The sequence below is a fragment of the Ohtaekwangia sp. genome (assembly GCF_036786105.1).
Lineage (GTDB): Bacteria > Bacteroidota > Bacteroidia > Cytophagales > Cyclobacteriaceae > Ohtaekwangia.
The window spans coordinates 1-25896 of sequence record NZ_DAIQRQ010000042.1; the positions used below are offsets into that span (position 1 = coordinate 1).

General features: G+C 45.0%; 18 protein-coding genes. 7 read left to right on the forward strand and 11 right to left on the reverse strand.

Annotated elements, in window-relative coordinates; all coding sequences use genetic code 11:
* Window positions 1-55: 55 nt before the first annotated feature.
* Both V7Q33_RS16105 and V7Q33_RS16110 read right to left on the reverse strand, forming a co-directional pair.
* Window positions 56-310, reverse strand: a complete 255-nt coding sequence (locus V7Q33_RS16105; protein WP_333820484.1) for a Crp/Fnr family transcriptional regulator — start codon at window positions 308-310, stop codon at window positions 56-58.
* Window positions 311-767: 457 nt separating this feature from the next.
* Window positions 768-1598, reverse strand: a complete 831-nt coding sequence (locus V7Q33_RS16110; RefSeq protein WP_333820485.1) for a transporter substrate-binding domain-containing protein — start codon at window positions 1596-1598, stop codon at window positions 768-770.
* Window positions 1599-2370: 772 nt separating this feature from the next.
* Here V7Q33_RS16110 and bla point away from each other — a divergent pair.
* From bla to V7Q33_RS16125, 3 genes are all read left to right on the forward strand, one after another.
* The gene (gene bla, locus V7Q33_RS16115) at window positions 2371-3237 is read left to right on the forward strand and encodes a subclass B3 metallo-beta-lactamase (protein WP_333820486.1); all 867 of its coding nucleotides are present in this window, start codon (window positions 2371-2373) and stop codon (window positions 3235-3237) included.
* A gap of 304 nt (window positions 3238-3541) precedes the next feature.
* A complete protein-coding gene (locus V7Q33_RS16120; protein ID WP_331977012.1) occupies window positions 3542-4372 on the forward strand; it encodes an AraC family transcriptional regulator in 831 nt (276 codons plus the stop codon).
* A gap of 102 nt (window positions 4373-4474) precedes the next feature.
* Window positions 4475-5578 carry an epoxide hydrolase family protein gene (locus tag V7Q33_RS16125; RefSeq protein WP_333820487.1) on the forward strand — a complete coding sequence of 368 codons (1104 nt, stop codon included), beginning with the start codon at window positions 4475-4477 and terminating at the stop codon, window positions 5576-5578.
* Between the two features lie 264 nt (window positions 5579-5842).
* On the opposite strand, the gene V7Q33_RS16130 is transcribed toward V7Q33_RS16125, so the two are convergent.
* Together V7Q33_RS16130 and V7Q33_RS16135 are read right to left on the reverse strand one after the other, a co-directional pair.
* On the reverse strand, window positions 5843-6787 hold the full coding sequence (locus tag V7Q33_RS16130) for a cation diffusion facilitator family transporter (RefSeq protein WP_333820488.1): 945 nt from the start codon (window positions 6785-6787) through the stop codon (window positions 5843-5845).
* Window positions 6788-7010: 223 nt separating this feature from the next.
* Window positions 7011-7439, reverse strand: coding sequence for a methylglyoxal synthase (locus V7Q33_RS16135; RefSeq protein ID WP_331977018.1), 429 nt, complete (start codon window positions 7437-7439; stop codon window positions 7011-7013).
* A gap of 83 nt (window positions 7440-7522) precedes the next feature.
* On the opposite strand from V7Q33_RS16135, the gene V7Q33_RS16140 reads away from it, so the two are divergent.
* The 4 genes from V7Q33_RS16140 to V7Q33_RS16155 all read left to right on the forward strand — a co-directional run bounded on the left by V7Q33_RS16140 (window position 7523) and on the right by V7Q33_RS16155 (window position 13653).
* Complete coding sequence (locus V7Q33_RS16140; RefSeq protein ID WP_333820489.1) at window positions 7523-9787, forward strand: Tex family protein; 2265 nt, start codon at window positions 7523-7525, stop codon at window positions 9785-9787.
* A gap of 148 nt (window positions 9788-9935) precedes the next feature.
* Window positions 9936-11588 carry a glucose-6-phosphate isomerase gene (gene pgi, locus V7Q33_RS16145; protein WP_333820490.1) on the forward strand — a complete coding sequence of 551 codons (1653 nt, stop codon included), beginning with the start codon at window positions 9936-9938 and terminating at the stop codon, window positions 11586-11588.
* A 59-nt stretch (window positions 11589-11647) separates the two neighbouring features.
* The gene (gene pfkA / locus V7Q33_RS16150) at window positions 11648-12631 is read left to right on the forward strand and encodes a 6-phosphofructokinase (protein ID WP_331980403.1); all 984 of its coding nucleotides are present in this window, start codon (window positions 11648-11650) and stop codon (window positions 12629-12631) included.
* Between the two features lie 38 nt (window positions 12632-12669).
* A complete protein-coding gene (locus tag V7Q33_RS16155; RefSeq protein ID WP_331980401.1) occupies window positions 12670-13653 on the forward strand; it encodes an ROK family protein in 984 nt (327 codons plus the stop codon).
* A 176-nt stretch (window positions 13654-13829) separates the two neighbouring features.
* Here V7Q33_RS16155 and V7Q33_RS16160 read toward each other — a convergent pair whose 3' ends face one another.
* The 7 genes from V7Q33_RS16160 to treS all read right to left on the reverse strand — a co-directional run bounded on the left by V7Q33_RS16160 (window position 13830) and on the right by treS (window position 25893).
* Window positions 13830-14339: an alkylphosphonate utilization protein gene (locus tag V7Q33_RS16160; protein WP_333820501.1), complete on the reverse strand. Its 510-nt coding sequence runs from the start codon at window positions 14337-14339 to the stop codon at window positions 13830-13832.
* Window positions 14340-14605: 266 nt separating this feature from the next.
* Window positions 14606-16171: a tetratricopeptide repeat protein gene (locus V7Q33_RS16165; RefSeq protein ID WP_333820492.1), complete on the reverse strand. Its 1566-nt coding sequence runs from the start codon at window positions 16169-16171 to the stop codon at window positions 14606-14608.
* Between the two features lie 315 nt (window positions 16172-16486).
* The gene (locus V7Q33_RS16170; protein WP_333820493.1) at window positions 16487-17347 is read right to left on the reverse strand and encodes an HTTM domain-containing protein; all 861 of its coding nucleotides are present in this window, start codon (window positions 17345-17347) and stop codon (window positions 16487-16489) included.
* The gene (locus V7Q33_RS16175; RefSeq protein WP_333820494.1) at window positions 17334-17861 is read right to left on the reverse strand and encodes a hypothetical protein; all 528 of its coding nucleotides are present in this window, start codon (window positions 17859-17861) and stop codon (window positions 17334-17336) included. The genes V7Q33_RS16170 and V7Q33_RS16175 overlap by 14 nt, the downstream gene beginning before the upstream one ends.
* Before the next feature lie 80 nt (window positions 17862-17941).
* A complete protein-coding gene (locus tag V7Q33_RS16180) occupies window positions 17942-20338 on the reverse strand; it encodes a DUF3536 domain-containing protein (RefSeq protein ID WP_331980391.1) in 2397 nt (798 codons plus the stop codon).
* 120 nt (window positions 20339-20458) lie between these two features.
* On the reverse strand, window positions 20459-22423 hold the full coding sequence (gene glgB / locus V7Q33_RS16185; RefSeq protein WP_333820495.1) for a 1,4-alpha-glucan branching protein GlgB: 1965 nt from the start codon (window positions 22421-22423) through the stop codon (window positions 20459-20461).
* Window positions 22424-22551: 128 nt separating this feature from the next.
* Window positions 22552-25893 carry a maltose alpha-D-glucosyltransferase gene (gene treS, locus V7Q33_RS16190; RefSeq protein ID WP_333820496.1) on the reverse strand — a complete coding sequence of 1114 codons (3342 nt, stop codon included), beginning with the start codon at window positions 25891-25893 and terminating at the stop codon, window positions 22552-22554.
* Window positions 25894-25896 lie beyond the last annotated feature (3 nt).

Consider the following 25896-nt stretch of genomic DNA (forward strand, 5'->3'; position numbering starts at 1 on the left):
ACATCCGAATATATGCAGATATTTTTGCATGGAATAATATATCTGAAGATAGGCTCTATGGCTCAATGCTTTCAATGTTAAACAAGCTTGGCTGGTTTGTCCAGAAACTTTCAATTGATGAGACACTCTCACCTTCGAGGAAGAATTGAAACGTAACATCTTTGCCATTGTTGTTAAACCAGATACGCAGGCATCCTTTTTCAATAATATAGACGTTTTTTGAAATTTGTCCTTCGCGTAAAAGCGTTGTTTTTGCAGTGATTATTTGCCTCTTAAAAAGATGACTGAATTCATTCCACTCACTTATCATGGTATTAGTATTGCATGTCGATAAGGTACTTCGATAATGCGAATATACTACTTCATTCACCCGCGTATTTCTTTAACAAACACCACTTTGTATTAGCAAAGCCTGAAGGAAAAAGCTCGAACTACCAGCCCCCCTCCAGTCTACGAATACGAAAAAGCCTGAAGTCGTTTAAAGATTTCAGGCTTTTTTGGTTCGAAGTGATCCTGTGCGGTTCAATGCATTCTCGAAATCTTACAATTTCAAGGTTTTCTTAATTTGACTAATCAAGCGTATTCAAACCTTTCAATCCGTTATAACTATAAATCAATTCGAGTATAGCGCTGCGAATATTTACCTTACAAAAGTATTCGGGCATGTCATGGCAGAAGATGGTATTGTAGGCTAAAGATATATTTCAAGACAGAACATCATTATGCTATATATGCCACCTATTGCATATCTTATCCAAGCACAATAGTTATTTTATAACCGCCAGAAATGTTGCCCCCAGGTTGTCAACAACAATCTTCCGATAACGCGAACTCGTACGATAGCTCAGGGTAAGAAATTCATTCCAAGGTTCGTCCCAGTCTGATTGCTTGGCCATGATATAGGCGAGGTCTTCCATACTACCAAGATCAAGGTTTTGTCTTTTGACTGGCAAATTTTTCCTGACAGCATCTACATATTCAGTAAAGTCGAGAATAGTGAAGATCTTGGGATTGGCGGTAATATCGCGCAAAATGCCCGGCCCGTTTTCAACATACTCAATTTTCAAACCTGGCACATATTGCTTTTTAAGTTGCTCAATTCTTTTCACATGGGTGCTTCCGCCTATAATCTCCGCTGTGTACCCCTTCAATAGAAAGTTGATGTCGCCAAATGAAGTTACAGTAGGTGCATCTTTATGCGTAAGCAGAATCGGCGGGTTAGAAAGAAATGGCGGAGTAAATTTGAAAAATTTCTTTCGTTCTTCTGTGATTGTAACGTTGGTTACACCTAGAATATCCTTAGTACCTTGAACCGTTTTTAAGAAGTCAGTGAATACCGTTTCTTCACCGGCATATTTCACATCCAGTTTCTTACCATATTTCTGCTCCACAAACTCTACAAAATCACCGATGATTTCGACACATACACCTTTCATTTTGCCATTTTCCGAGTATATCAGTCCTGGTTGTTTGTAGTATACAATGGTCAATGTGCCCTTTCCCGATGCCTTTACAGTTGCCCAACTATCTCCCTGATATTTTTGCGCACTTAATGAAAGACATACTAAGGATAGTATCAGTGCTAGAAAAGATTTCATATCTTGTTATTAGGTTAAGTTTCAATCTGAGTGAACGATATCCAATGGATTTACATTTCATTCTTATCATTCCACTTCCGTAAGAAATACCGGGGGTTGGGCAAAACTAAACGTTGTGTGAAGGATCTGACGCCAATAAATATGACGACTGTAAAACATCTCCTTCTTTCATAAAATCGAACTTGAGAAGAAAGCTGCGAAGACGACTATCAATCATAACGCAACTCTTGTGAAGTTCTTTTCATAAGTACGAAATGACAAAGGTGATTGCATACCATGAAATTTCCCAGGATGTCGATGTACAAAAAGGTAGACAATAAAAAAAATTGATTGGCTTCAACCACGAACTGTGGGAAAAATGCAGACGCATTTTGAGAATTCGTTGTCCGTTCTTTTGTCTCTTGTAAAAGAATGGTTGCTTTTTTGACCGTCTTTCTGCGCAAAAAGTTTCAAATATAGGTAGAGTTTGTATCGCGGGAAATTTTACTCTAAACTATGATAAAATATTGTTGCTGCTAACGCATGTTACTTGTATTTAATTCATGCAACAAAGATGAGCTTACAAGACTCGCCATATCACTGCAGATACCTTCTCCCCTTTTCCTTAGTGAACAATCAATTTTTGAGTAAACGTAGATCGTTCCGTCCTCACTTTTACAACGTATATCCATTTCTAAGACTTATCATTCCAAACGCCCCAATTTGAACTGAAATCGTTTTCGAAAAATTAGTAACTTGATCCGAAATTTACTCCCAACCCAACTACAGTTATATGCGTGATTTTCTTTTGCTCCTTGCCTCGCTCACTATTCTATCTCATTCGGTCGTAGCGCAGCATGTACACGAACCGCACGATACAAACCCGGACTGGTCTAAGCCTTATACTCCGTTTCGAATTGCCGGCAACCTGTATTATGTAGGTACGTATGAACTTGCCTGTTATCTCGTTGTAACACCTCAGGGAAATATACTGATCAACACTGGCCTTGCTTCATCAGCGCCGATAATAAAGAACAATATTGAAAAACTGGGATTCAAATTTTCAGACATCAAAATACTTTTAACCACACAAGCTCATTTCGACCACGTTGGCGCAATGGCTTCTGTGAAGAAAATGACAGGAGCCACGCTGATGGCCGATGAAAAAGATGTTGCTGTGCTGGCGGATGGCGGAAGTTCCGACTATGCGTTTGGTGACTCCGGCAGCACGTTTCAACCGGTAAAAACAGATCGAGTACTGCATGACCGCGATACAATTCAACTTGGCGATGCGCAGCTTGTTATGCTGCATCACCCTGGCCACACCAAGGGTTCGTGCAGTTTCCTGTTAACAGTAAAAGACAACCAGCAATCGTATCGGGTGCTCATTGCCAACATGCCGACTATTGTTGTTGAGAAAAGTTTTAATGACATCGCTACGTATCCAAATATAGCCGAAGATTATGCATATACCCTGAATGCCCTTAAAACTATTTCTTTCGATCTCTGGGTGGCTTCTCATGCCAGCCAATTTTACCTGCACAAAAAACACAAGCCTTCTGATGCCTACAATCCCACAGCGTTCCGTGACCAGCAGGGCTTCGATGAAGAAATAAGTGACTTGCAGAAGCAGTACGATCAAAAAATAGCACAACCATAATCAAAGCATCGCCGAAGCAGGTATATACGCTTTTACATAAAATCCGTTTTCGCGGATTTGTGTAATTATCATCCGCTCAATTCGGGCGATTCTAATATCCTATAGCTACAACCCAACTGCTATACTCCTTCGTATGGTATATAGTATCATCCCTGTTTAAACGCAATTCGAGCTTATATCAGCAGGTTCAAAATTTATAGTTAATTAATGGGATGTCTGATAATTGAAGAAATTCTTTTCATCGATTATATGATTTGTTTGTTGTTGATAATAACGATCTTTCCTTTAGCAGAAAAAGTTAAGAATGCAGGTACAGAAACACATTCCTGAATTTCCGTTGTCGAACTTTATCGAGTACATGGTTTATGTGCATGGATCGCTGCCCATTCCTTTTTTGAAAGAGTTACCGGATGGTGGCGTTAATCTTGTAATCGAACTTAACGACAAAACTGTCAATACCATTTATCCGACAGATGGCTTTGAGAAAAAGCATGAAGTCAGGAAGGCATGGATTTCCGGATTACAGAAACAGGCCATTCTTTATAAGAACAACACCGATTCTACTATCATAAGCATCCGGTTTACCACAGGCGGCTTTTTTTGTCTGACGAAAATACCGATAACAGCCATTGACCATGTTGGTATAGAAGCAGAAGCTTTACTGGGCAACTCATTCAGTAATTTATATCAAAGAATTATCAATGCTTCCAGCATTCCGGAAATGTTTGCGTTGATTGAAAATTACTTTTTACAATTCCGGATAGATCATAGTATGGAGCATGAGATCGTGCGGTTTATCGATCAGAACATCGACAGGCCTATCGATTGGTTAGTTCACAAATCAGGCTACTCTCAAAAGCATGTAATCCATCTGCTTAAAAGGCACACTGGCTTTTCTCCCAAGTATCTGCAGCGGTTGAACCGTTTTCAGCAGGTAACAAAAGATATCCAGTTGCAAAAAAACAAGATCGATTGGTTCTCGGTCGTGCAACGTTATGGCTACTATGATCAGGCACATCTGATTAAAGATTTCCTGCATTTCTCTGGCATCAGCCCTACCGACTATATAAACTCTCAGATGGCAATTCAGGAAAACAGTCTCGTGTCAGACATGATTTTTAAACTCCCTTCCTGACCATTACCTCCATTCAATAGCACCGCCTGGTAAATTTTTTACAATGGCAGGGACAGCCTTCTCCCTAGCTTTGATCTATCAAAAAAACGAAACACAACAACTATGAAATCTTTTAAAATTGAAGTACCCCAGGAAGTTTTAAACGATCTATCTATCCGGTTAAAGCAAACCCGTTGGACGGACGAACCTGAAAATGCAGGCTGGAGTTATGGCACCAACCCAACCTATCTGCGTGAATTAGTAACGTACTGGCAAAACGAATACGACTGGAGAAAGCACGAAGCCGAAATCAACAAACACCCTCAGTTCAAAACAGAGATTGATGGTATAACTATTCACTTTATCCATGTAAAAGGAAAAGCGAAGAACTCCTCACCTCTTATTCTTACGCATGGGTGGCCTGATTCATTCTATCGCTTTCTTAAAGTTATTCCCATGCTTCATGAGTCTTTCGATGTTATAATTCCCTCTATACCGGGCTTTGGTTTCTCACAGCAAACAGCCGTGAACATCGATCGGGTAGCCGAGTTGTTCAACAAGCTGATGACAAAAGTGCTGGGCTATAGTACATACTTTGCAGCCGGTGGAGATATGGGAACAGAAGTCACCAAATCATTGGCGGTGCAATACCCGGAAAATATAAAAGCCATCCATTTAACGGATGTCGGTTATCCGAACGGCACGGAAGACTGGAGCAAGATGACACCAGAGGAGCAGGCATTTGGACAGCAGATTCAGCACTGGTTCTTCACGGAGGGAGCATTTAACATGATACAATCAACAAAACCCCAAACCCTTGGATACGCCTTGAATGATAGTCCCGCGGGACTTGCTTCCTGGATGATTGAGAAGTTCTATGCATGGAGTGATCATGACGGAAATATTGAAAGCTGTTTAACCAAAGATGAACTGATTACCAACATCATGATCTATTGGGTTAGTCAGTCGATCAATTCCTCCATCCGGGTTTATGCTGAAAACGCACGGGCCAGTTATATGGGTGGTTTAAAATCTGCTCAGCATGTTAAAGTACCATCGGGTATATCGCTCTTTCCGAAAGAAGCTCAGTTTCCAAGAGCGTGGGCCGAAAGAATGGTTAGTGTTGCAAGCTTCAACGTGATGAAAAAGGGCGGTCACTTTGCAGCGTTGGAAGTACCCGATGTATATGCTGAAGAACTTATAAACTTCTTTAGTAAGCAGAACTAAAGTTATTGGAAAGTGGCCCGGTGAAAAATTATTACCGGGCCTTTTCTTTGACATTGAAAAACTTAGTATTTACTAAGCAATACAGGTTCTTGCGTCGCTTTTTTATTATGTACCAACAGCGTGCTGAATTATATACTTCATTTATTCCAATACCGAGTAATATATAAGCAATACAAGCGCTACATCCCTTTCGGTTAAATGGTATAATTACTTATGAATGCTTTACTTCTGTCGTTAAATATATAAGATATAGAATGACCAACTTCATCGCACATCATGTCTGTGATTTTGGTCATCATGCAAATGCTTCTGGTTGGAAGATGAAGCCTTTGCCATGACTTCTTCGGATGCAGGCTCGATGTGAATCATGACATCGATGAAATAGGGATAGGCCAATTGGATGGCATCCTTTACGCGATGAGCAATATTATGTCCTTCTTCAACGGTCAGATTTTTATTTACCCAAACGTGCAGGTCAGCAATTTTAAAAATTCCCATTTTTCTAATCGCACATTTTTGTACAAAAAGTACTTTATCAACTTGTGCAGCAATTTCTCTCACTTTTTTATTGAGCTCCATGTCCAGTTCTTCATCCAGCAATTCCCCAATGGCAGGGCGAATTATTTTGTAAGCGTTAAAGAGGATTATTGCTGACGCGAAAAGTGCAGCATAGTCGTCAGCATTTTCGTATCCCTTGCCGCCAATCAATCCTATTGAAATGCCGATAAAGGCAGCAGCCGAAGTTATGGCATCACTTCGATGGTGAAATGCATCGGCCTCAACGGCACCACTATTAATCTCTTTACCGGTTTTTAATACAAAGCGATACAGGATTTCTTTGGTAGGAATAACAGCCACCAGAATGATAAGTGTAAATAGCTCGGGAGTCTTGTGAGGAGTGGCAATGTTCTCTATACTTTTTACAGCAATGAGAATGGCTGCGGCTACCAACCCCAATCCAATGCCAACAGAAATCAGTGCTTCCCCTTTACCATGGCCGTACGGATGCTCTGTGTCCGCTGGTCTTGCCGACCATTTTAATCCCAGCCACAGCATGCCGGAGGTAACGATATCTGTCATGGATTCGATGGCATCGGCGATGAGTGCGTATGAGTTTCCGGCGATACCTCCCACACCTTTAATAATCGCTAAAATCGCACTGACAATAATTCCAATCAACGTTGATTTCAAACCCTTGTTCGTATCCATAATTTAGCGTCGAAAGACGGCCACAAGAAAGCAATAAAATTGAATATGGCCGTCTGAAAGTAATCAGGAATTAGTTATCAACGTACCTGATTATAATAGTGTATTCATATCCAGGCGAGTCTCTCTCCTTCCGGTATTTGTTGCATCGAACAAACCGCATTCTCTCTGCTCCGGCGAGAACACGTGAAAGAATTAAAAATATACTTCGCAAAAAAACTATAGCCTACAGTTTACGATTCTCATACGATGAGAAGTCGGGCTTTACGCGTTCATATCCGTATAGAAGATCAGGTGTGGAGAAGATAAGGTCGGCTGTAGAGCGGTTGCAGGCGATGGGAATATTCCACACTGTAGCGATGCGTAACAATGCTTTTATATCCTGATCGTGCGGCAGTGGCTCCATCGGGTCCCAGAAAAATACAAGCGCTTCGATCTTGCCTTCTGATATGAGGGCACCAATCTGCTGATCTCCTCCGAGCGGGCCACTGTGCAGCATCTGAATGGGCATTTGCAGTTCCTGTTCCAGCAAACGTCCAGTGGTGCCGGTAGCATAAATGTTGAATTTTTCCATGCTCGAGCGATGCAACTTCGACCATTCAATTAACTCTTTCTTCTTATTGTCGTGAGCCACAAGGGCTATGCTTTTTTTCATCTGCCGAAACTTACGTACTGCTAAAAATACACTATTGCAGGTTACGATCCTTCTTCTATTTTTGCCGACCTGTTTTAAAAATTATGGAACAAGAGAATCTCGCACGGTGGGTTGAACAGATAGCAAAAGAATTCTCACAACCCCTCAAAAATGTCAAAGCTGTTGGCGATTTGTTAGCAGAAGGTGCTACCATTCCGTTCATCTCGCGCTACCGGAAGGAAATGACGGGAAGTATGGACGAAGTAATGATCACAAACATCCGCGACCGCATTGAGCAATTGCGTGAACTCGATAAGCGCCGTGAAGCGGTTATCAGCTCCATAGAAAAGCAAGGCAAGCTCACGCCCGAGCTTATGTCAATGATCGTTTCTGCAGAGACACTCGCGGAACTGGAAGACATTTACCTTCCTTATAAACCCAAACGCAAAACACGCGCAAGTGTGGCCAAAGAAAAAGGCCTGGAGCCCCTGGCCCTGCGTCTCTTTGATCAGGAGAAGTTCGACATCGAAGAATTTTCAAAAACCTTTATCAATGCCGAGAAAGGTGTTAATACACTCGAAGAAGCTTTGGACGGTGCCCGCGATATCATTGCTGAAATGGTAAGTGAAAATCCGGATACTCGGAAGCAGGTACGCGAGATATTCTGGAGTGAAGGCCACGTAGAATCGCGTGTATTAAAAGGCAAAGAAGCTGAAGGCCAGAAGTTCAAAGATTACTTTGAGTGGAGTGAGCCGATCTCCAAAACTCCGTCACACCGTTTGCTGGCCATGCGCCGCGGAGAGAAAGAAGGCATACTCGCACTGGATATATACCCTCCGGAAGAGCTGGCCATCAGTTCGATGGAGCGTCAGTATATCAAAAGTGAAAATGCCGCTGCCGAACAGGTGAAGCTTGCTATAAAAGACAGCTATAAACGTCTGCTTCGTCCGTCACTGGAAACAGAAGTTCGGATGGAATCGAAGATGAAGGCCGATGAAGAAGCCATTAAAGTTTTTGCTTCTAACCTGAAGGAGCTTTTGCTTGCCGCGCCTCTCGGGCAAAAAAGTGTTCTGGCACTCGACCCGGGCTTCCGTACAGGCTGTAAAGTAGTATGCCTCGATCGTCAGGGAAAATTATTGCACCACGATGTTATATACCCACACGAGCCGCAACGGGAAACAGCCAAATCGGGCGCACTCATCAAAGCACTATGCGAGCAATATGCTATTGAAGCGATTGCCATAGGTAACGGCACAGCCGGACGCGAAACGGAATCATTCGTAAAGTCTATCGGCCTGAACAATAAGATTATTGTAGTAATGGTGAACGAAAGCGGTGCTTCGGTATATTCAGCATCGGAAGTAGCGCGGGAAGAATTTCCGGATAAAGATGTTACTGTACGCGGAGCCGTTTCCATTGGCCGCAGGTTAACCGACCCGCTGGCGGAACTGGTAAAGATCGACCCTAAGTCTATTGGTGTGGGTCAATACCAGCATGATGTAGAGCAAACCAAACTCAAGCAAGGCCTTGATGACGTAGTGATGAGCTGCGTGAACTCCGTAGGCGTGGAAGTGAATACCGCCAGTAAAGAGCTACTCTCTTATGTGTCTGGGTTAAGCTCTTCGCTGGCCAGGAATATAGTAGAATACAGAAATCAGAACGGTCCGTTCAAGAACCGCGAGTCGCTGATGAAAGTATCACGCCTCGGTGAAAAAGTATTTGAGCAGGCTGCCGGTTTTCTGCGCATTCGCGAAGCTGAAAATCCGTTGGATGCCAGTGCTGTGCACCCCGAAAGTTACCCCATTGTAGAACAGATGGCGGCCGACCTGGGATGTTCGGTAAAAGACCTGATGAGCAGCGCCGAACTGCGCAAGCAGCTTGATCTTAAAAAGTATGTAACCGAGAAAGTAGGTTTGCCTACTCTCACCGATATACTCTCTGAACTTGAAAAGCCGGGACGTGACCCGCGCCAGGTGTTTGAAATATTCAGCTTTACGGATGGTGTTAACGCCATCTCCGATCTGAAAGTGGGCATGTCGCTCCCGGGTATAGTTACCAACGTTACCAACTTCGGTGCGTTTGTAGATATCGGTGTTCACCAGGATGGCCTGGTGCACATCAGCCACTTATCTGACAAGTTCATCAAAGACCCGAAAGAAGTTGTAACCGTTCAGCAAAAAGTGAAAGTTACCGTAGTGGAAGTTGATGTAGCCCGCAAGCGCATTGGCCTCTCCATGAAGAGTAATCCGTTTGCTGACCAGGCTCCGAGCGGCCCTTCCCAACCGCGCGGCAAAAAGGATAAGCCGAAGGAAAAAGAAGCCAGTATGGAAGAGAAACTCGCTATGCTGGTGAGCAAATTCAAGAAGTAGCTTAAAAGCTTAAAGTTGAAAGTAGAAAGCACAGAGCTTAAAAGCCTAAAGCAGAAAGTCAGACCGATTTTCGCTTTAGGCTTTTTACTTTCATCATCCTTTATGCTTTGGCCATAAAGTCTATCTTAGCACTCCATTATTTTATCTTATGCTACCAAACCAGAATCCAACCGAAACCACAGCCTGGCAAAGGCTCGAAATGCATTTTCTCAACATGCAGGCCATGCACATGCGTGAGCTCTTTCATGACGATGACAAGCGCTTTGACAAGTTTCACGCACGCTTCAACGACATCCTTGTAGATTACTCCAAGAACATCATCAGCGAGGAAGTTCTTAAAGAGCTGATTGCACTGGCTAATGAAGTAGAGTTGAAAGATGCGATCGATGCCATGTTTCGCGGTGAGGCCATCAACCAGACGGAAGGCCGCTCGGTATTGCACATCGCATTGCGTAACCGTGCCAACACCCCCATTCTCTCCGAAGGTGTTGATGTGATGCCGGAGGTAAACAAGGTATTGAACCAGATGAAAGCGTTCTCTGCCAACCTGCTGAACGGAACCTGGAAAGGATTTACTGGCAAAATGATTACAGACATTGTAAATATAGGTATAGGAGGTTCTGATCTCGGCCCGTATATGGTAACCGAAGCACTTCGCCCCTACTGGAAAGGTTTAACGCCGCATTTCGTTTCCAATGTAGATGGTACACATATAGCGGAGACGCTAAAAGGCCTTGATCCGGAAACAACATTGTTCATCATCGCATCCAAAACATTCACTACGCAGGAGACGATGACCAATGCAGCGTCAGCACGCGCCTGGTTTCTTGAAAAAACCGGTGGTAAAGGAGAAGTAGCCAAACACTTTGTAGCTGTATCTACCAACCAGAAAGAGGTAACAAAATTTGGTATAGCGCCTGAGAATATGTTTGTATTCTGGGATTGGGTTGGCGGAAGATATTCACTATGGTCATCCATTGGTCTTTCAATTGCCTGCACCATAGGCTTCGATAATTTTGAAAAATTACTGGACGGTGCGCATGCAATGGACAAGCATTTCAGAGACGAGCCTTTCGAAAAAAATATACCGGTAATTCTGGCGCTGCTGGGCGTATGGTATAATAACTTCTTCGGCGCAGCATCGGAAGCTATACTTCCTTATGATCAATACCTGCATCGCTTCGCTGCATACTTTCAGCAGGGTAACATGGAGAGCAACGGTAAATCGGTAGATCGTAATGGTGATCCTGTAACGTATCAAACCGGTCCGGTAATCTGGGGCGAGCCGGGTACGAACGGACAACATGCGTTCTATCAATTGATTCACCAAGGTACCAAGATGATCCCTTGCGATTTTATCGCTCCCGCCATCAGTCAGAATCCTATAGGAGATCATCACGATAAATTACTCTCCAACTTCTTTGCTCAAACCGAAGCGTTGATGAAAGGTAAAACACTGGAAGAAGTAGAGAAAGAACTTGGCGCATTGGGATTGGATAAAGAAGCGGTAGCGTTTCATGCACCCTTCCGTGTGTTTGAAGGCAATCGTCCGAGCAACAGCATCCTGTTCAGGAAGCTTACACCGGAAACACTCGGCAGTCTGATCGCCCTGTACGAACACAAAATTTTCACGCAGGGTATAATCTGGAACATCTTTAGTTTTGATCAGTGGGGTGTTGAACTCGGGAAGGTTCTTGCCAAGAAAATTCTCCCCGAGCTTACCGCAGCGGGAGAAATTACTTCACACGACTCGTCTACGAACGGGCTAATCAATTATTTCAAACGATTGAAATCTGAATGATATATTAATTGATTGCAAAATATTAACAGTACATTATTTTTGATGGATTTTTTAACCAGATGAGCAATAAAATTTCGAAGATCGGGGTATTCACATCGGGTGGCGATGCTCCGGGAATGAACGCAGCTATCCGTGCTGTAGTGCGTGCCTGCGCCTACTACAAGGTAGAATGTGTTGGTGTTTTACGTGGGTACGAAGGGATGATTGAAGGTGACTTTGAGCAACTGGATGCACGCTCGGTAGGTAACATACTGCAACGCGGGGGCACCGTATTGAAGTCGGCACGTAGTAAAGAGTTTCGTACACCCGAAGGAAGACTCAAGGCTTTGGGCAAACTGAGAAGTGAAGGTATAGATGCACTGATTGCCATTGGTGGTGATGGTACATTTACCGGTCTGCACAAGTTCTACCAGGAGTTTGCTATACCTTCTATCTGTATACCCGGTACGATCGACAACGATCTGTCAGGTACAGACTATACCATTGGATACGACACGGCAACCAATACAGCTGTAGAAGCGATTGACAAGATCCGCGATACGGCCCTCTCGCATAACCGTTTATTCTTTATAGAAGTGATGGGACGTAACTCGGGTTATATCGCAATAAACAGTGGTATTGCAGGAGGAGCTGCCGCAATCGTTATACCCGAAGAAACGATGACGTTCGAAGAACTTTATAAGATACTGGGCGAAGGCGAAGAAACTAATAAGAAATCAAATCTTGTTGTGGTGGCAGAAGGGTCTAAGATCGGTGATGCACATACTTTGGCCAAGAAGGTGGCAGAGCGTTCTTCTTACTTTGACATTAAAGTAACGGTGCTCGGACACCTGCAGCGCGGTGGTGCACCGACCTATTTCGATCGCGTACTGGCAAGTCGTATGGGTATAGCAGCGGTAGAAGGTTTACTAGACGGAAAGAATGATGTGATGGTGGGCATAAAAGACAACAAGATCGTATACAACGACTTCGATACCATTATGCAGAGTCATCATGAAATAGACGATGAGTCACTGCGTATAGCGAAGATACTTTCAATCTGACACAACCCATCCAAACCAATCAATAATTCAATTTTACCATGAAAGAACTAACCATTGGAATCGACATCGGAGGAACGAATACCAAGTACGGTATCGTTGATCGCGATGGCAATGTTGTTTTCCAGGGCAGCATCTCAACAACCGAGTATGAGGAGTTCAAAGATTACTTTGGCGGACTGGCCGAGGCGTTACGCAAAGCCACGTCAACCATTTCTTTTGCTCACAAGATTATCGGCGTTGGTGTAGGTGCCGCGAACGGAAACTATTACAAGGGAACCATTGAGCGGGCAACCAACCTTCCCTGGAAAGGTATCATTCCATTGGCCGACATGTTCCGTGAAGAGTTTGATATACCCGCCATTGTAACCAACGATGCAAATGCTGCAGCCGTAGGCGAAATGGTATATGGCTCCGCCAAAGGGATGAAAGATTTCGTGGTGATTACATTGGGCACCGGCCTCGGCAGCGGTTTTGTCTGCAATGGCCTGCTCCTGAATGGTAAACATGGTATAGCAGGTGAAGTAGGACACACATCTGTAAACCCGGCAGGTCGTTTCTGTAACTGCGGAAAGCGCGGCTGTCTGGAAACATACGTATCGGCTACCGGTATAAAGCGTACCGTATATAAACTTTTGGCCGATCACCTGGAGCCTAGTGAACTACGCGGCATCAGCTTCGACAATCTAACAACCAAGATGATCACCGAAGCGGCTGTGCGTGGTGATGTAGTAGCGCTGGCAGCGTTTGAATATACCGGCCGGATACTTGGTATGAAACTGGCCGAAACAGTAGTGCATACCGATCCGGAAGCTATATTCCTGTTTGGCGGTTTATCACTGGCCGGTGATCTTATCTTCAAGCCTACCATCAAGCACATGGAGGCGAACCTGATGCCACTATTCCGTGGCAAAGTAAAAGTACTTCCATCCGGATTGCAGAACCAGGCTGCTCCTATTCTCGGAGCAAGCAGTCTCGTGTGGAACTACCTCGACAACAAGCAACTGAAAGAAGAAGTATATTGAGGAAGCGTGAACCGTAAAAGGTTACACGTTATTCGTTAATGGATACCAGACAATAAAAAAAGCCGGATGATGTCCGGCTTTTTCATTTATAGCTTTCTACAGACTATACATTTCTGGTAAATATCAATAACAGGAAAACAGTAGCATCAAATATACTGCTGATACACCCGAACGGTTCAAGTCGATTTCTTTGTATACTGCGTAAGAATAACAATCTGCTGGCCGTTAACACGCCCTTCTATCTGGTTGGGATTGTTCTCTACTAAAGCAATGTTTCGAACCGCTGTTCCTCTCTTCGCCGTAAATCCGCCTCCCTTCACATCAAGGTCTTTGATCAATACCACTGTATCGCCCTGTTGCAGAATATTTCCGTTACTATCCTTATGAACAACGGCAGCATCTGCTATCTCATCCTGCGATGGTGCTCCCTCCTTTGCCCATGCAAGTGTATCATCGTCCAGGTAAAGCATATCGAGTAAATCCTGCGGCCAGCCTTCGGAAAGCAATTTGTTCAGCATGCGCCACGCCACGACCTGAACAGCCGGTACTGTGCTCCACATACTGCTGGTGAGACATCGCCAATGATTGCTATCCATCGCCGATGTTCCATGGAGTTGATCAAAACATGTATTGCAAACAACAATTTTATTCTCGATATCCGATCTTGTGGAGGACACCAAATACATCTGTAAGTTTTCTGAATGTTCGCAGAGCTCACATTTACCTTCACTTCGGGCGAAAAGACCGGCATCAATACTCATTGTGGTATACTTGTTTGTAAGGCCGCAAGATAAAGCTTTTAAAATTGCCTGAATAAGCTAACATGTGGAGTGAAAGACTTTTCTAATTTAATATGACAAAAATCAGCTTTGTGATTTAAAGCAGAAGATACTGATGAACGTTAGTGCATGCTCTTGTTTCCCAGCAAACAGCATTCATACATAACAAGCCATTAACCATAATTCTCTAATACCTCCTTTAACGTAGTATCTTCAGGCACGCCTATTCGCTTCTTGAGGCGATAGCGCGATTGCTTTACACTTTCAGATGAAATGCCCAGCATGGTAGCCGCTTCTTTCACCGATAAATTCAGTTTGGTAATAGCAGCCAGACGAAGCTCGGATGCCGTTATACCCGGATATTTATACCGAAGGTTATGAAAGAACCGGGGGTATACTTCTTCAAATGCTTTCTTGAAGTTCTCCCACTCTTCTTCTGTACGGATTTTCAACTGCAGTATCCTTGAGAATTTCTCCATGTTGCGGTCTACTGTGGTTTCACTCCGTTTCAACACATCCAGCTCACTTTGTATAGCGGTGATCATGGCTGATTTTTCCAGGAGCGTTTGCGTAACATACTTGAGCTGCTGTTGCCGGGAAGCGAGTACTAATTTCGTTTGCCGGTAGATCAGGTAAATAATCAACAGCAAACCAATTAACAATATAATGAACGCATTTCTTTTGAATAAATCCGATTGGTATTGTTGAGCTTTGGCTTCCAACTCCATATCTTTTTTATCGAGCTCATAACCGTGTAGCACTTGCTCAATCGACTCTTTATTTGCCATACTTCTAAGCGAATCGTCCAATTGCGCATAGGTAGACAAAAATTGGTAAGCCTTAGGCAGGTCTCCGGCAGCAAAGTAAGCATCTGCCACACGCTTGTAGTTTTGCAGTATATATAGCTTCTTATTTACCATACCGGCCATCTCCAACCCTTTCTCAGCCTCTATGATTGCTTTCTGTGGCATTCCCTGCGAGACGTATATATCGCTGTATAGTCCATGTATCTCCGGAAGAAAACTTTTATGATGATTGTCGCTAGCCAGTTGAAACGCCTTATCCGCAAATTGCAACGCTACCTTGCAATCGTGGCGCTTTAAATTGATCAGCCCCATATTGATCATGGAGGCCGTTAGCACATAGGTATGATTGATTCGCTCGGCATTCTCCACGGCGCGATTATAGTATTCGAGAGCAGTCGCATCATTACCTTGTTCCTGATAGATGTTTGCCAGATTATATAAGGCCGTTGTCTGACCTCTTTTATTTCCTACCTGCTGCCATATAGCCATAGCCTTGCGATAGTACTCTAATCCTTTATCAAATTTCCTTTCCTTTACATACAAATTACCGATGTCATTATAGCCTGCGCCCATCGCCTCCAGATCATTTCGCTTCTCATCCATGCTCAGTGCTTCCAGGTAATACACCAGGGCCATCCGATTGTTCTCTACATCTGAATAAGCAGTACCAAGCCATCCGTAAGCATCGGCAATTCCCTTTTCGTAGTTGTTTCGCTTTGCGCAAGCCAATGCCTCGTGCGCTACCTCGATCATTTTAAGTATGTTCGTCTCGCTATATATAGAGCACAAGTCAAGCAAATGATTTACATGACTTGTGTCATCAGGAAGCTTTTTAATAACGGAAACCAAACTGTCAGTCCTTGCATCCTGGGCATAAACGGCAATGGATGGCGCAAGTAACAGCACAATAAAAACATGAAAGATCTTGAACATACACCAGTTTTTATGGCGCTAAGGTAGATTCATGCTATATGGCTATTCTTCATTTTTATTACCAAACATTACAAGCGTATCAAGCAATACAGCAACATCAGCAAACGGCATTTATTGCCTGTATCACTTTTCTGTCATCACTATATTTACGGCATAAAAGACCGTCTGATGGACCGATTTTTCATAATGGTAACTTTTCTATATAGATACAATTTTATGATTGTTACTTTTTTGTACAATTCATCACGTAATGCTCACTGCAAATCCAATCTGTTTGCAGGTTCTATCACAGGCAATCTGCTCCGTTGAGAATTTTTATTTACGGGAAGTCCGTTTAAACGGGACCAGGATGTTTTCGTAATCTTCATCTTTAAGGAAGATCATGTACGACAGGATCATGATCAGCGAGAATCCATACAGGTTCAACGCCACCGCAATGATGAGGTGAAAAAGTATACCAATGCCAAGTATTGGCAACCGTGTCTTTCTGAACCATACCATCATCACAAAAGCAAGCTCGAATACAATCGTAGTCCAGGCCAGTATGAAATTTACCGTGCTGTTGTTTAGCAAAGGCTGTACGACCGGATGAATCATGTACTGCAGGTTTGCGATCATGCGAAACGCCTCGCCTGTTCGCCACGATGGCGTGATCAGCTTATCCCACCCGGAAAGTAAATATATACTCACAATAATGCACTGCACTGTAAACACCGTGACGTTGTAGACTATTACCTGCAATGCCTGCCAACGTGCATTGCAAGCGCGTGGTGTGGCTGCCATACCGATCATCGCCAGCGAGATCATAAAATGCACCTGGTCTGCCCCACTCGTGATCGGCAGCGTAATGCGATACAGGTTGGCCACGATCCAGAAGTGTAGAATAGCCGAGAAATAATTCCATGGAACAATAATTCCCACTATCAGCAAAACCAGAAAGGCACTATATACAATATGAAGATGATCGCCGGCCAGCACCGATGGCAGGAAAATGATCTTACCTACCCATGAGCGCGGCCATGAGAAATGCTGATACGCAACAATGGTGATGCATATTTTCCAGAGGAATATTATTTTAAACAGGGTGAAGCACAGCAGCGTTTTACAGAAAATGGTAACGGCCTTCCGCTGGTGAAAGTCTGCCGATAGTTTTGTTATAAGATTATCGGGATGCACAAACGGTGTGGGGATTAAACGTTACGTTCCAGACTGTATCTGTTTTAAAAGTCTGTTGTTCCTTTGCGTATGCATGGAATATATATACCAACTGTATCGAATCAACAGCTTTAGCGGCAACGAGCTCTTTCTGAATAAATGTATTCAACCGGCAGAACGCGGCAGAGGGTAAGGCAGCCGTTATATCTTTACCCGTGGTGCGATAAGCCATGCGGGTAAAATGACGGAGCAGGGTATTTTGCTGAAGCTGATTGTAACGCCAGGATGCAGCATAATAGGCATGCATGAAGTTCATGCCATAATTGGTATAGGGCGACCAGGTAGTATCCGATTTACAGCGGATGTACAGATCGGGGGAAACGCCGATGCGCTCTTCCTTAAAGAACGGCCCGATCAGGAACAGGCGTTCGTATACTTTGGCAACTTTCGATTGGTGCAACGGGTAGCTCCGGGGCGTAATGATGAAATATACCCATAGCAGCGTATGTATAGTCAACAGTATGATGACGGCCATCGCTGCTCTTTTTCTGAACGTGGACAGAGCTTCAGGTGCATTCACGTTCAAAAATTAGCGATATACTTCGGGGATTGCAACTATTCTACTTTCACGCCCAGGTTATCGCCCAACAGGCTGAACTGCTTGATCCACTCTGCGGTATGGCCGTTGTGCTCTTTACTCTGCACCGACATTTCAAAATACAGGTTCTGTGTTTTGTGCAGGTTCGGGTATATCTTGAAGTTGCGCAGCAATGGAAACAGACGGTTCAGTCGCTCAATGCGTTTAATGGTTTGCCCCTCGGCATGAATGCGTCTCAGTTCTTTAAATATACTGTCGCCCGCGAGTCTTTCTACCTTGTCGGTATCTTCAATGTTCAGCTTCCATTTGGAAAGTTCCGTCATGATGCGCTCTACCTGCCGTATATTGATCTTCTCCGTCTGGAAACAGCGCACCAGGTCGGCATTGAGTATATATTCGAATGTAGTGCGATACGCATTGGGTATCGGCGTATCATTGTTAGCCAGTGCATTTACCAACGGATAATCACGATTGTATATCCTTCGCAGCGACTCTTCCAGGTCGTTCATACTTTGCTGCGTGATGAGGTTGAACACCTTGCGTTTTTCATCCTGGAAGAGTTGCCAGATGGTGTGCTTCTCGGGGCCAAAGTATGTTTGCATCAGCCCGATAATATCGCCCAGCCTGCCTTCTTCAAATGCCTTTACAATCCCGGTCTGCATGCTGGCAAATATTTCGGTATCCATATCCAGCGATATATTGCCGATGATGTTATGCTGCCCCATGTAGATCACCGCAAAAGCAAACTTCTTTTCAGAGCGGGTAACATTCGAGCGTACTTTGGTTACGCCTACTACAAGCCGCTGCTCCCCGGCTTCCTTGCGAATAAAGATTTCGTTCTGTGTAGTATAGTTAAACACCGGAAACGACTCCGGGTCTTCTTCAAAGATGGAAGCCACCGCATAGTGCATACCTACGCGCTGCAGGTTCGTCTTCGATGGCAGCACATACTTTCTGTATACCTGTGCACCGTTTTCAAGCGAAGCTATATTGCTGGGCGCTGCTGCCAGTCTGTGCAAAAATTCTTCTTCGAGGTTGGTCTCGCTGATCTGGCTTACCAACTGTATCGCACGACATGCGTATTGCATGATCTGCGTGGTTTCTATACCGGAGATTTCATCAAAGAACCAGCCGCAACTGGTATACATCAGCATGGCATTTCGCTGCACTTCCATGAGGCGCAGTACGCGGTTCTGTTCCACATCGCGGATGCAATGCTCTTTCACGAACTTGCGTATGTTTTCATCGCTGCGTTCCAGAATTACATTGATATAGTCCTGCCGCGCCTTCCACGGATCTTTCAATACCTTGGAAGCTTCACGTACATAGATCAGCGCAAGCTCATCGCGCAGCCAGTCGAGTGCTTCGCGTAACGGCTTCCGCCAGCGTTGATGCCAGGTTGGTTTGCCGCCTGAGTTACAGCCGCAGTTATCGCGCCAGCGCTCCACGCCGTGCACGCAGCTCCACGAACTGTTCTCATGTATCTCCGCTTCATATACCGGCGGATGTTTTGCAAGGAACTCGGCGTAGTTGGTAAGATTGCATTGCGTATTGCGTTCTATATGATCGAGGCAATAGGCCAGCGCCATATCACCATGCTTGTGGTGATGCCCGTAGGTTTCGCCATCGGTAGCGATGTGTATCAGTTGAGCAGAATCGCTGCGTTCATCGAAGGCACCGAGTAAACGATCGGCGAATTTTTTTCCATCGTAAAGTAGCCCGTCAAAGGCAACGCCTTGTGCTATATGTCCATCGTAAAAGAACAACGCTATACTTTTGCCGGAAGGAAGTTTGCAGCGATAGGGCCTGCGCGTATCGATGCTCTCGGTAGTAACACCCGTCCAGAGTAAATCTCCGATCTTGCGGATTGACTTTGCCTGGCGCGGTGCAAGTATGGTAAACTTGATGCCGTGCGATGCCATCAATTCCAGCGACTCCATATCCACCGCAGTTTCTGCGAGCCACATACCTTCGGGCATGCGGCCAAAGCGATGAACGAAATCGCGGATACCCCATACAATCTGCGTTTCCTTATCGCGACTGTTGGCAAGCGGCAGTATAATATGATTATATACCTGTGCTATCGCTGAGCCATGACCGCTGAATGTTTTTATACTTTCCTTGTCCGCTTCGATGATGGCATCGTAGGTTTCGCGATCGTAAGCCTGCATCCACGAAAGCAGTGTAGCGCCGTAGTTAAAGCTGATCTTGGAATAGTTGTTAATGATATTTTTGATAACGCCCTTTTCGTTGAGAATGCGCGAGGCAGCATTGGGCCCATAGCATTCTGCAGAAATGCGTTCATTCCAGTCGTGGTAGGGATGCGCTGAATCCTGAACTTCAATTGCCTCAAGCCAGGCGTTTTCACGGGGTGGTTGATAGAAATGTCCGTGAATACAGATATACTTTTCCAAATCCGTTATCGGTTAATCGTTATTCGTTATCCGTGGCATACAAGAGATCATCATCACAAAATCGCACCTACTATACACCCAACGATTAACTAATAACAATTAACGTATATTGAATAACGGTCACGTGCCGATATCTTCCAATTCAAACTCTCGTACAGCCTTGTCGAGTTTCCATATAGAAACCGCGAGCGGTGGTAAAGTTAGTGAAATGGAATAATCCTGCCCATGATATTTAACCGGAGAAGTGGTAATTAACCCCGAATTTATTACATCGCTGCCATTAAACCGGCTGGCATCGGAATTGAATACTTCGCGCCACTGCCCGCGATACGGCACGCCTATACGATAATGATGACGCACCTCGGGAGTAAAATTGCAAACGATAACGAGCAAATCTTCTGCGCGATCGCCCAGTCGCTGGTAGGCCATCACGCTATTGTCGCGATCGCCATAGTCAATCCATTGAAATCCTTTCTGCTCAAATGCATGCAGATATAGCGCAGGCTCCTGCTTGTAAAACGCGTTAAGCTCACGTAACAGTACTTGCACACCTTTGTGAACATTGTACTGCAATAAATGCCAGTCAAGGCTTCGCTCGTGACTCCACTCTGCAGACTGGCCGAACTCTCCGCCCATGAACAACAGCTTGCTTCCGGGATGGGTATACATATAAGTAAACAACAAGCGAAGGTTCGCGAACTTCTTCCACTCATCGCCGGGCATTCTTCCGAGTAATGAGCCTTTACCGTGCACCACTTCATCGTGCGACAAGGGTAACATGAAGTTCTCGGTAAAAGCATACATGATGCTGAAGGTAATTTCATTCTGATGGTACTTCCGGTTGATCGGATCTTCCTTGAAGTAATGCAGTGTATCGTGCATCCATCCCATCATCCACTTTTGCCCAAAACCAAGTCCCCCTAAAAAGGTAGGACGCGATACGCCCGTCCACGAGGTTGACTCTTCGGCTATGGTTATGGCATCGGGATAATTACCATATACCACTTCGTTCATCTCTTTCAGGAAGGTGATGGCTTCTATATTTTCATTGCTGCCGTATTGATTCGGTATCCACTCACCGGCATTGCGGGAGTAATCCAGGTATAGCATGGAGGCTACAGCATCAACACGGAGCCCGTCTATGTGATAGCGATCGAGCCAGAAGAGTGCATTGCTGATGAGGAATGACCTTACTTCATTGCGACCGTAGTTGAATATATAGCTCTTCCAGTCGGGGTGAAATCCCTTGCGCGGATCGGCATGTTCGAACAAAAACGTTCCGTCAAATTTATAGAGCCCGTGTACATCTCCCGGAAAATGCGAGGGCACCCAATCGAGTATAACGCCTATACCTGCCTGATGAAAGCAATCTACCAGGTACATAAAATCTTCGGGGCTACCATAACGGCTCGTGGGTGCAAAATATCCTGTGATCTGGTATCCCCATGAGCCATAGAACGGGTGTTCCATTACCGGCAGAAACTCCACGTGTGTAAAGCCCATGTCTTTTACATACGCCACCATCTCCTGCGCCATCTCGGGATAGGAAAGTGAACGGTTATTTTCTTCTGCCTTTCTTCTCCATGACCCCATGTGTACTTCATATACGGAATATGGCTGAGGCTTGCCGGCTTTTTGTTTACGCGTCTTCAGCCATTCATCATCCTTCCAGTCATACTTCGGTTCCCATACAATGGATGCTGTACGCGGAGGGGTTTCAAAATAGGCTCCGAACGGATCGGCCTTCTCCAGAAATTCTCCGGTGTTGGAATGTATAGCATATTTATAGGCTTCGCCATGCTGTACATCCGGGAAGAAACACTCCCATATACCGGAGTGATCCCATCGCGGATTGAGGCGATGTACATTATCTTTCCAATGATTGAAGTTACCGATTACCGATACTGCGCGGGCATTGGGTGCCCACACTGCGAAATATGTTCCGGTACTATCGCCATTGCTCACAAAGTGTGAACCCAGTTTCTGATATAGCCTGAAATGCTTACCCGACCTGAACAGGTGTATATCATATTCTGTAAACAAACTAAACGCGTTGTTATCCACTGTTTTCGTTTTCTTCGTCATATTTTTCAAGTTACGGGTTTCGGGTTCAAGGTTTAAAAGTTCAAGGTTTAAAGTTCAAAGTTTAAGGTTTCAGGCTTTGGAGTTCAACATCCCTTGAACTTTGAACATTGAACTTTGAACCTTGAACTTCAGACTTTAGACTTTCTCCTCTCCTCTTTCTCTTCCTGGAAACGCTTCATGTGGTAATATATACCGCGCAGCGGGATCACCGTCCAGTCGGGCCTGCCGTTGAGTTCGTACCCCAGTTCGTAGATTGCTTTCTCCAGCAGGAAGGTTCGCAGCAGTATATCATCTTCCTCCGATAATACCGTGCCCATTCCCATGCGTTCCATGTAGGCGCCCAGGTAATAGCGGCCAATATAATGTTGCCACTGCTCTGCCCACGCTTCGAGGAACTCGAGATCGCGGTCGCGGTAATTTTCATTGAGCAGAATTTTACCGAACGCGGCATAGTGAATGGAACGCATCATGCCGGCTACATCTTTGAGCGGACTGCGCTTGAGTCTTCTTTCACTAAACGAAAGTCCCGGTTCGCCTTCAAAGTCGATAATCACAAAATCTTTACCGGTAAACAACACTTGCCCCAGGTGATAGTCACCATGGATGCGCGTCTTTACGGCGCTGATCTTGGTCTGGTATATTTCGCTGAAGCATTCGAGGATCTTGTCTTCCAGAGCCAGCACCTTCTTGCCGAGCTCCTGTATCTGCGGATCAAGTTTAGGAAGTGTGGTTTCCAACAGGCTAAAGCGATCGCGCACCATTTTTCGCAGCGATGAGTACATAGACCGCTGGTAGTTGGCGCTGAATTTCTCGGTAGCAAAGGCCGGGTTCGATGCATCAGACACCAGCGCCATGTGCATCTCCGCGGTGCGTTGTCCCAAGCGAACAATGCGTTCGTAAAAACCTCGCCCTATAAATTCCTGTATGATCTCGGGCGACTCTTCAAATTTTATAGCCGACTTGTTAATGAGCTTAGGCAGCTTTACGGTTTTGGCCTTGGCCATAACACGCTCGTAGAAACGTCCCACAGAATCCACAGACATCGCCCACGCTTCGCCCTGGTTCTCCACTTTCTCCTGCAACAAGCCGAATACAATAGTTTTACCTTCGTTGTCGTGATACTCGATGCTGCCCGCATATTTGGGGCAATGTTGAAACGTTGTATGTTCCGACAGGAAGCGTATAATTTCAAGATCAGGATTGATCTCCTTCTCCAGCTTGCGATAGAACTTGAAGAAGTACTGATCGTTGTAAATGATAGCCGTATTGCTCTGATCGGTCTTGAGTATCTTTGAATCCACCTTCTTATTCTTGTCCAGCTTGGCAAACACGCTCGAGTTAAATTCAAGCTCGCCTCCCTCGTCATCTTTCAGGCGCATTTCTTTCTCCATGCCCATAAACAGAAAATCGCGGAACACTTTATCATAGCTGCTGTCCATGATAAAGCCGGACTTGCCTTGTATCTCTGCGCGACACACTACGCTCTGCACGGTATATTCAACACGCTCGAGTATACTATCGGAAGGAACAAACGTGAGTGGCAGAAAATATAGCTCGGGCAATCGTTGCACATAGTGCACTTCAATGATAGTAAGGTAATGCGTATCGCCTTCTACCTTTACCGGTATCATTTTGTGTATAGCGATCTTGCTGATGACTTTGGCTTTGCCACCAAACCAGCGACACTTCTTCATGAACGGTGGCAATATCTTCCGCTCGAAGTTTCGCATTTCGTTATAGTTATCCAGCAGGCGCTCCCACGACAGATCGCTCTTGATGAGCGGTAACTCTCCGCTGGCATCGGCCTTCTCTTTCTTCTCTGCAGTATCGGCCTGAAACCAGAAGTATCCATACGGACCAATGGTAATATCATAGTCGCCTTCCTCCACATTCATGAAGCGGTTCTGGCTAAATGCCTCGGTCATTTCACAATCTCTGAACTCGGAAAGATTCAAAGTAGCAGCCTGTGAAAATTGAGAGAGGTTCGCTACCACAATGATACGTTGCTTCTCATCGGTGCGTGCAAAGGCCAGCACTTTGGCATTATTACTCTCGATGAACTTCATGGTGCCGCGACCGAATATATTCAGGCGTTTGCGCATGGCAATTACATGCTTGATCCACCACAACAACGAGGAAGGATTTTCATCCTGTGTCGATACGTTCACCGATTCGTGTCTATAGATAGGATCGGTAATAATGGGTAGAAACAAGCGCTGCGGATTAGCCGTGGAGAAACCGGCATTGAGGTTCATGTTCCACTGCATGGGCGTGCGCACACCGGAGCGATCGCCCAGGTATATATTATCGCCCATGCCGATCTCATCACCATAGTATATTACAGGAGTGCCGGGCAGCGAGAATAATATAGTATATAATAACTCGATCTTTCGGCGGTCGTTGTTCAGCATTGGCGCAAGCCGTCTGCGTATACCGGTATTTACCTTCGAGTTGGAATCGCTCGCATAGGCTTTCAGCAAATAATCCTTCTCTTCTTCCGTTACCATCTCGAGGCCAAGCTCATCGTGGTTACGCAAAAATACTACCCACTGGCAGTTGGAAGGTGTATCCGGAGTCTGTTCAATAATGTCTACAATCGGGTAACTGTCTTCAGTACGCAACGCCAGGAACATGCGCGGCATAAGCGGGAAGTTAAAATTCATGTGGCACTCTTCGCCCCCACCAAAATAAGTGGCGGCATCTTCGGGCCACAGGTTCGCTTCCGCGATCAGTATTTTATCTTTATAATTCTTATCGATGTGTGCACGCAGCTTCTTGAGAAACACGTGTGTTTGCGGAAGATTCTCGCAGTTCGTGCCCTCCTCTTCGAAGAGAAATGCCGCGGAGCCCAGACGAAATCCATCCACACCCATCTTCATCCAGAAGTCAACCACCTTGATCATCTCCATTTGTACTTCGGCATTTTCGAAGTTCAGCTCGGGTTGATGACGATAGAAGCGATGCCAGTAGTACGCACGGGCTTCCGTATCCCACGTCCAGTTCGAAGCTTCTGAATCGGAGAACATCACGCGTGCTTCTTTATACTTATCCGGTGTATCGTTCCATACATACAGATCGCGATAGCGCGAACCTGCCTTTGCCTTGCGCGAACGCTTGAACCACGGGTGCTGATCGGAGGTATGATTGAGAATCAATTCAGTGATAACCCGTATACCTCTGCGATGTGCCTCTTTTAAAAATTGCTTGAAGTCGGCCAGCGTACCGTAATCCGGATGAACATCGGTGTGGTCGGTTACATCAAAGCCATCATCTTTCAGGGGTGACGGATAGAACGGAAGCAGCCAGAGGGTATTTATACCAAGATCTTCCAGGTAGTCGAGCTTCTGTATAAGTCCGGGAAAATCACCAATACCATCGCCGTTACTATCATAAAAGGCACGCACAGATAGTTCGTAAAAGATGGCGTCTTTAAACCAAAGAGGTTCTCCGGATTTGATCGGTGTACTCATGCG

Bases quoted from the DNA above. Each gene is read 5' to 3' on its own strand.
- V7Q33_RS16105 (WP_333820484.1), bottom strand. From the start codon at position 310: ATGATAAGTGAGTGGAATGAATTCAGTCATCTTTTTAAGAGGCAAATA.
- V7Q33_RS16110 (WP_333820485.1), bottom strand. From the start codon at position 1,598: ATGAAATCTTTTCTAGCACTGATACTATCCTTAGTATGTCTTTCATTA.
- bla (WP_333820486.1), top strand. From the start codon at position 2,371: ATGCGTGATTTTCTTTTGCTCCTTGCCTCGCTCACTATTCTATCTCAT.
- V7Q33_RS16120 (WP_331977012.1), top strand. From the start codon at position 3,542: ATGCAGGTACAGAAACACATTCCTGAATTTCCGTTGTCGAACTTTATC.
- V7Q33_RS16125 (WP_333820487.1), top strand. From the start codon at position 4,475: ATGAAATCTTTTAAAATTGAAGTACCCCAGGAAGTTTTAAACGATCTA.
- V7Q33_RS16130 (WP_333820488.1), bottom strand. From the start codon at position 6,787: ATGGATACGAACAAGGGTTTGAAATCAACGTTGATTGGAATTATTGTC.
- V7Q33_RS16135 (WP_331977018.1), bottom strand. From the start codon at position 7,439: ATGAAAAAAAGCATAGCCCTTGTGGCTCACGACAATAAGAAGAAAGAG.
- V7Q33_RS16140 (WP_333820489.1), top strand. From the start codon at position 7,523: ATGGAACAAGAGAATCTCGCACGGTGGGTTGAACAGATAGCAAAAGAA.
- pgi (WP_333820490.1), top strand. From the start codon at position 9,936: ATGCTACCAAACCAGAATCCAACCGAAACCACAGCCTGGCAAAGGCTC.
- pfkA (WP_331980403.1), top strand. From the start codon at position 11,648: ATGAGCAATAAAATTTCGAAGATCGGGGTATTCACATCGGGTGGCGAT.
- V7Q33_RS16155 (WP_331980401.1), top strand. From the start codon at position 12,670: ATGAAAGAACTAACCATTGGAATCGACATCGGAGGAACGAATACCAAG.
- V7Q33_RS16160 (WP_333820501.1), bottom strand. From the start codon at position 14,339: ATGTATTTGGTGTCCTCCACAAGATCGGATATCGAGAATAAAATTGTT.
- V7Q33_RS16165 (WP_333820492.1), bottom strand. From the start codon at position 16,171: ATGTTCAAGATCTTTCATGTTTTTATTGTGCTGTTACTTGCGCCATCC.
- V7Q33_RS16175 (WP_333820494.1), bottom strand. From the start codon at position 17,861: ATGGCCGTCATCATACTGTTGACTATACATACGCTGCTATGGGTATAT.
- glgB (WP_333820495.1), bottom strand. From the start codon at position 22,423: ATGACGAAGAAAACGAAAACAGTGGATAACAACGCGTTTAGTTTGTTT.
- treS (WP_333820496.1), bottom strand. From the start codon at position 25,893: ATGAGTACACCGATCAAATCCGGAGAACCTCTTTGGTTTAAAGACGCC.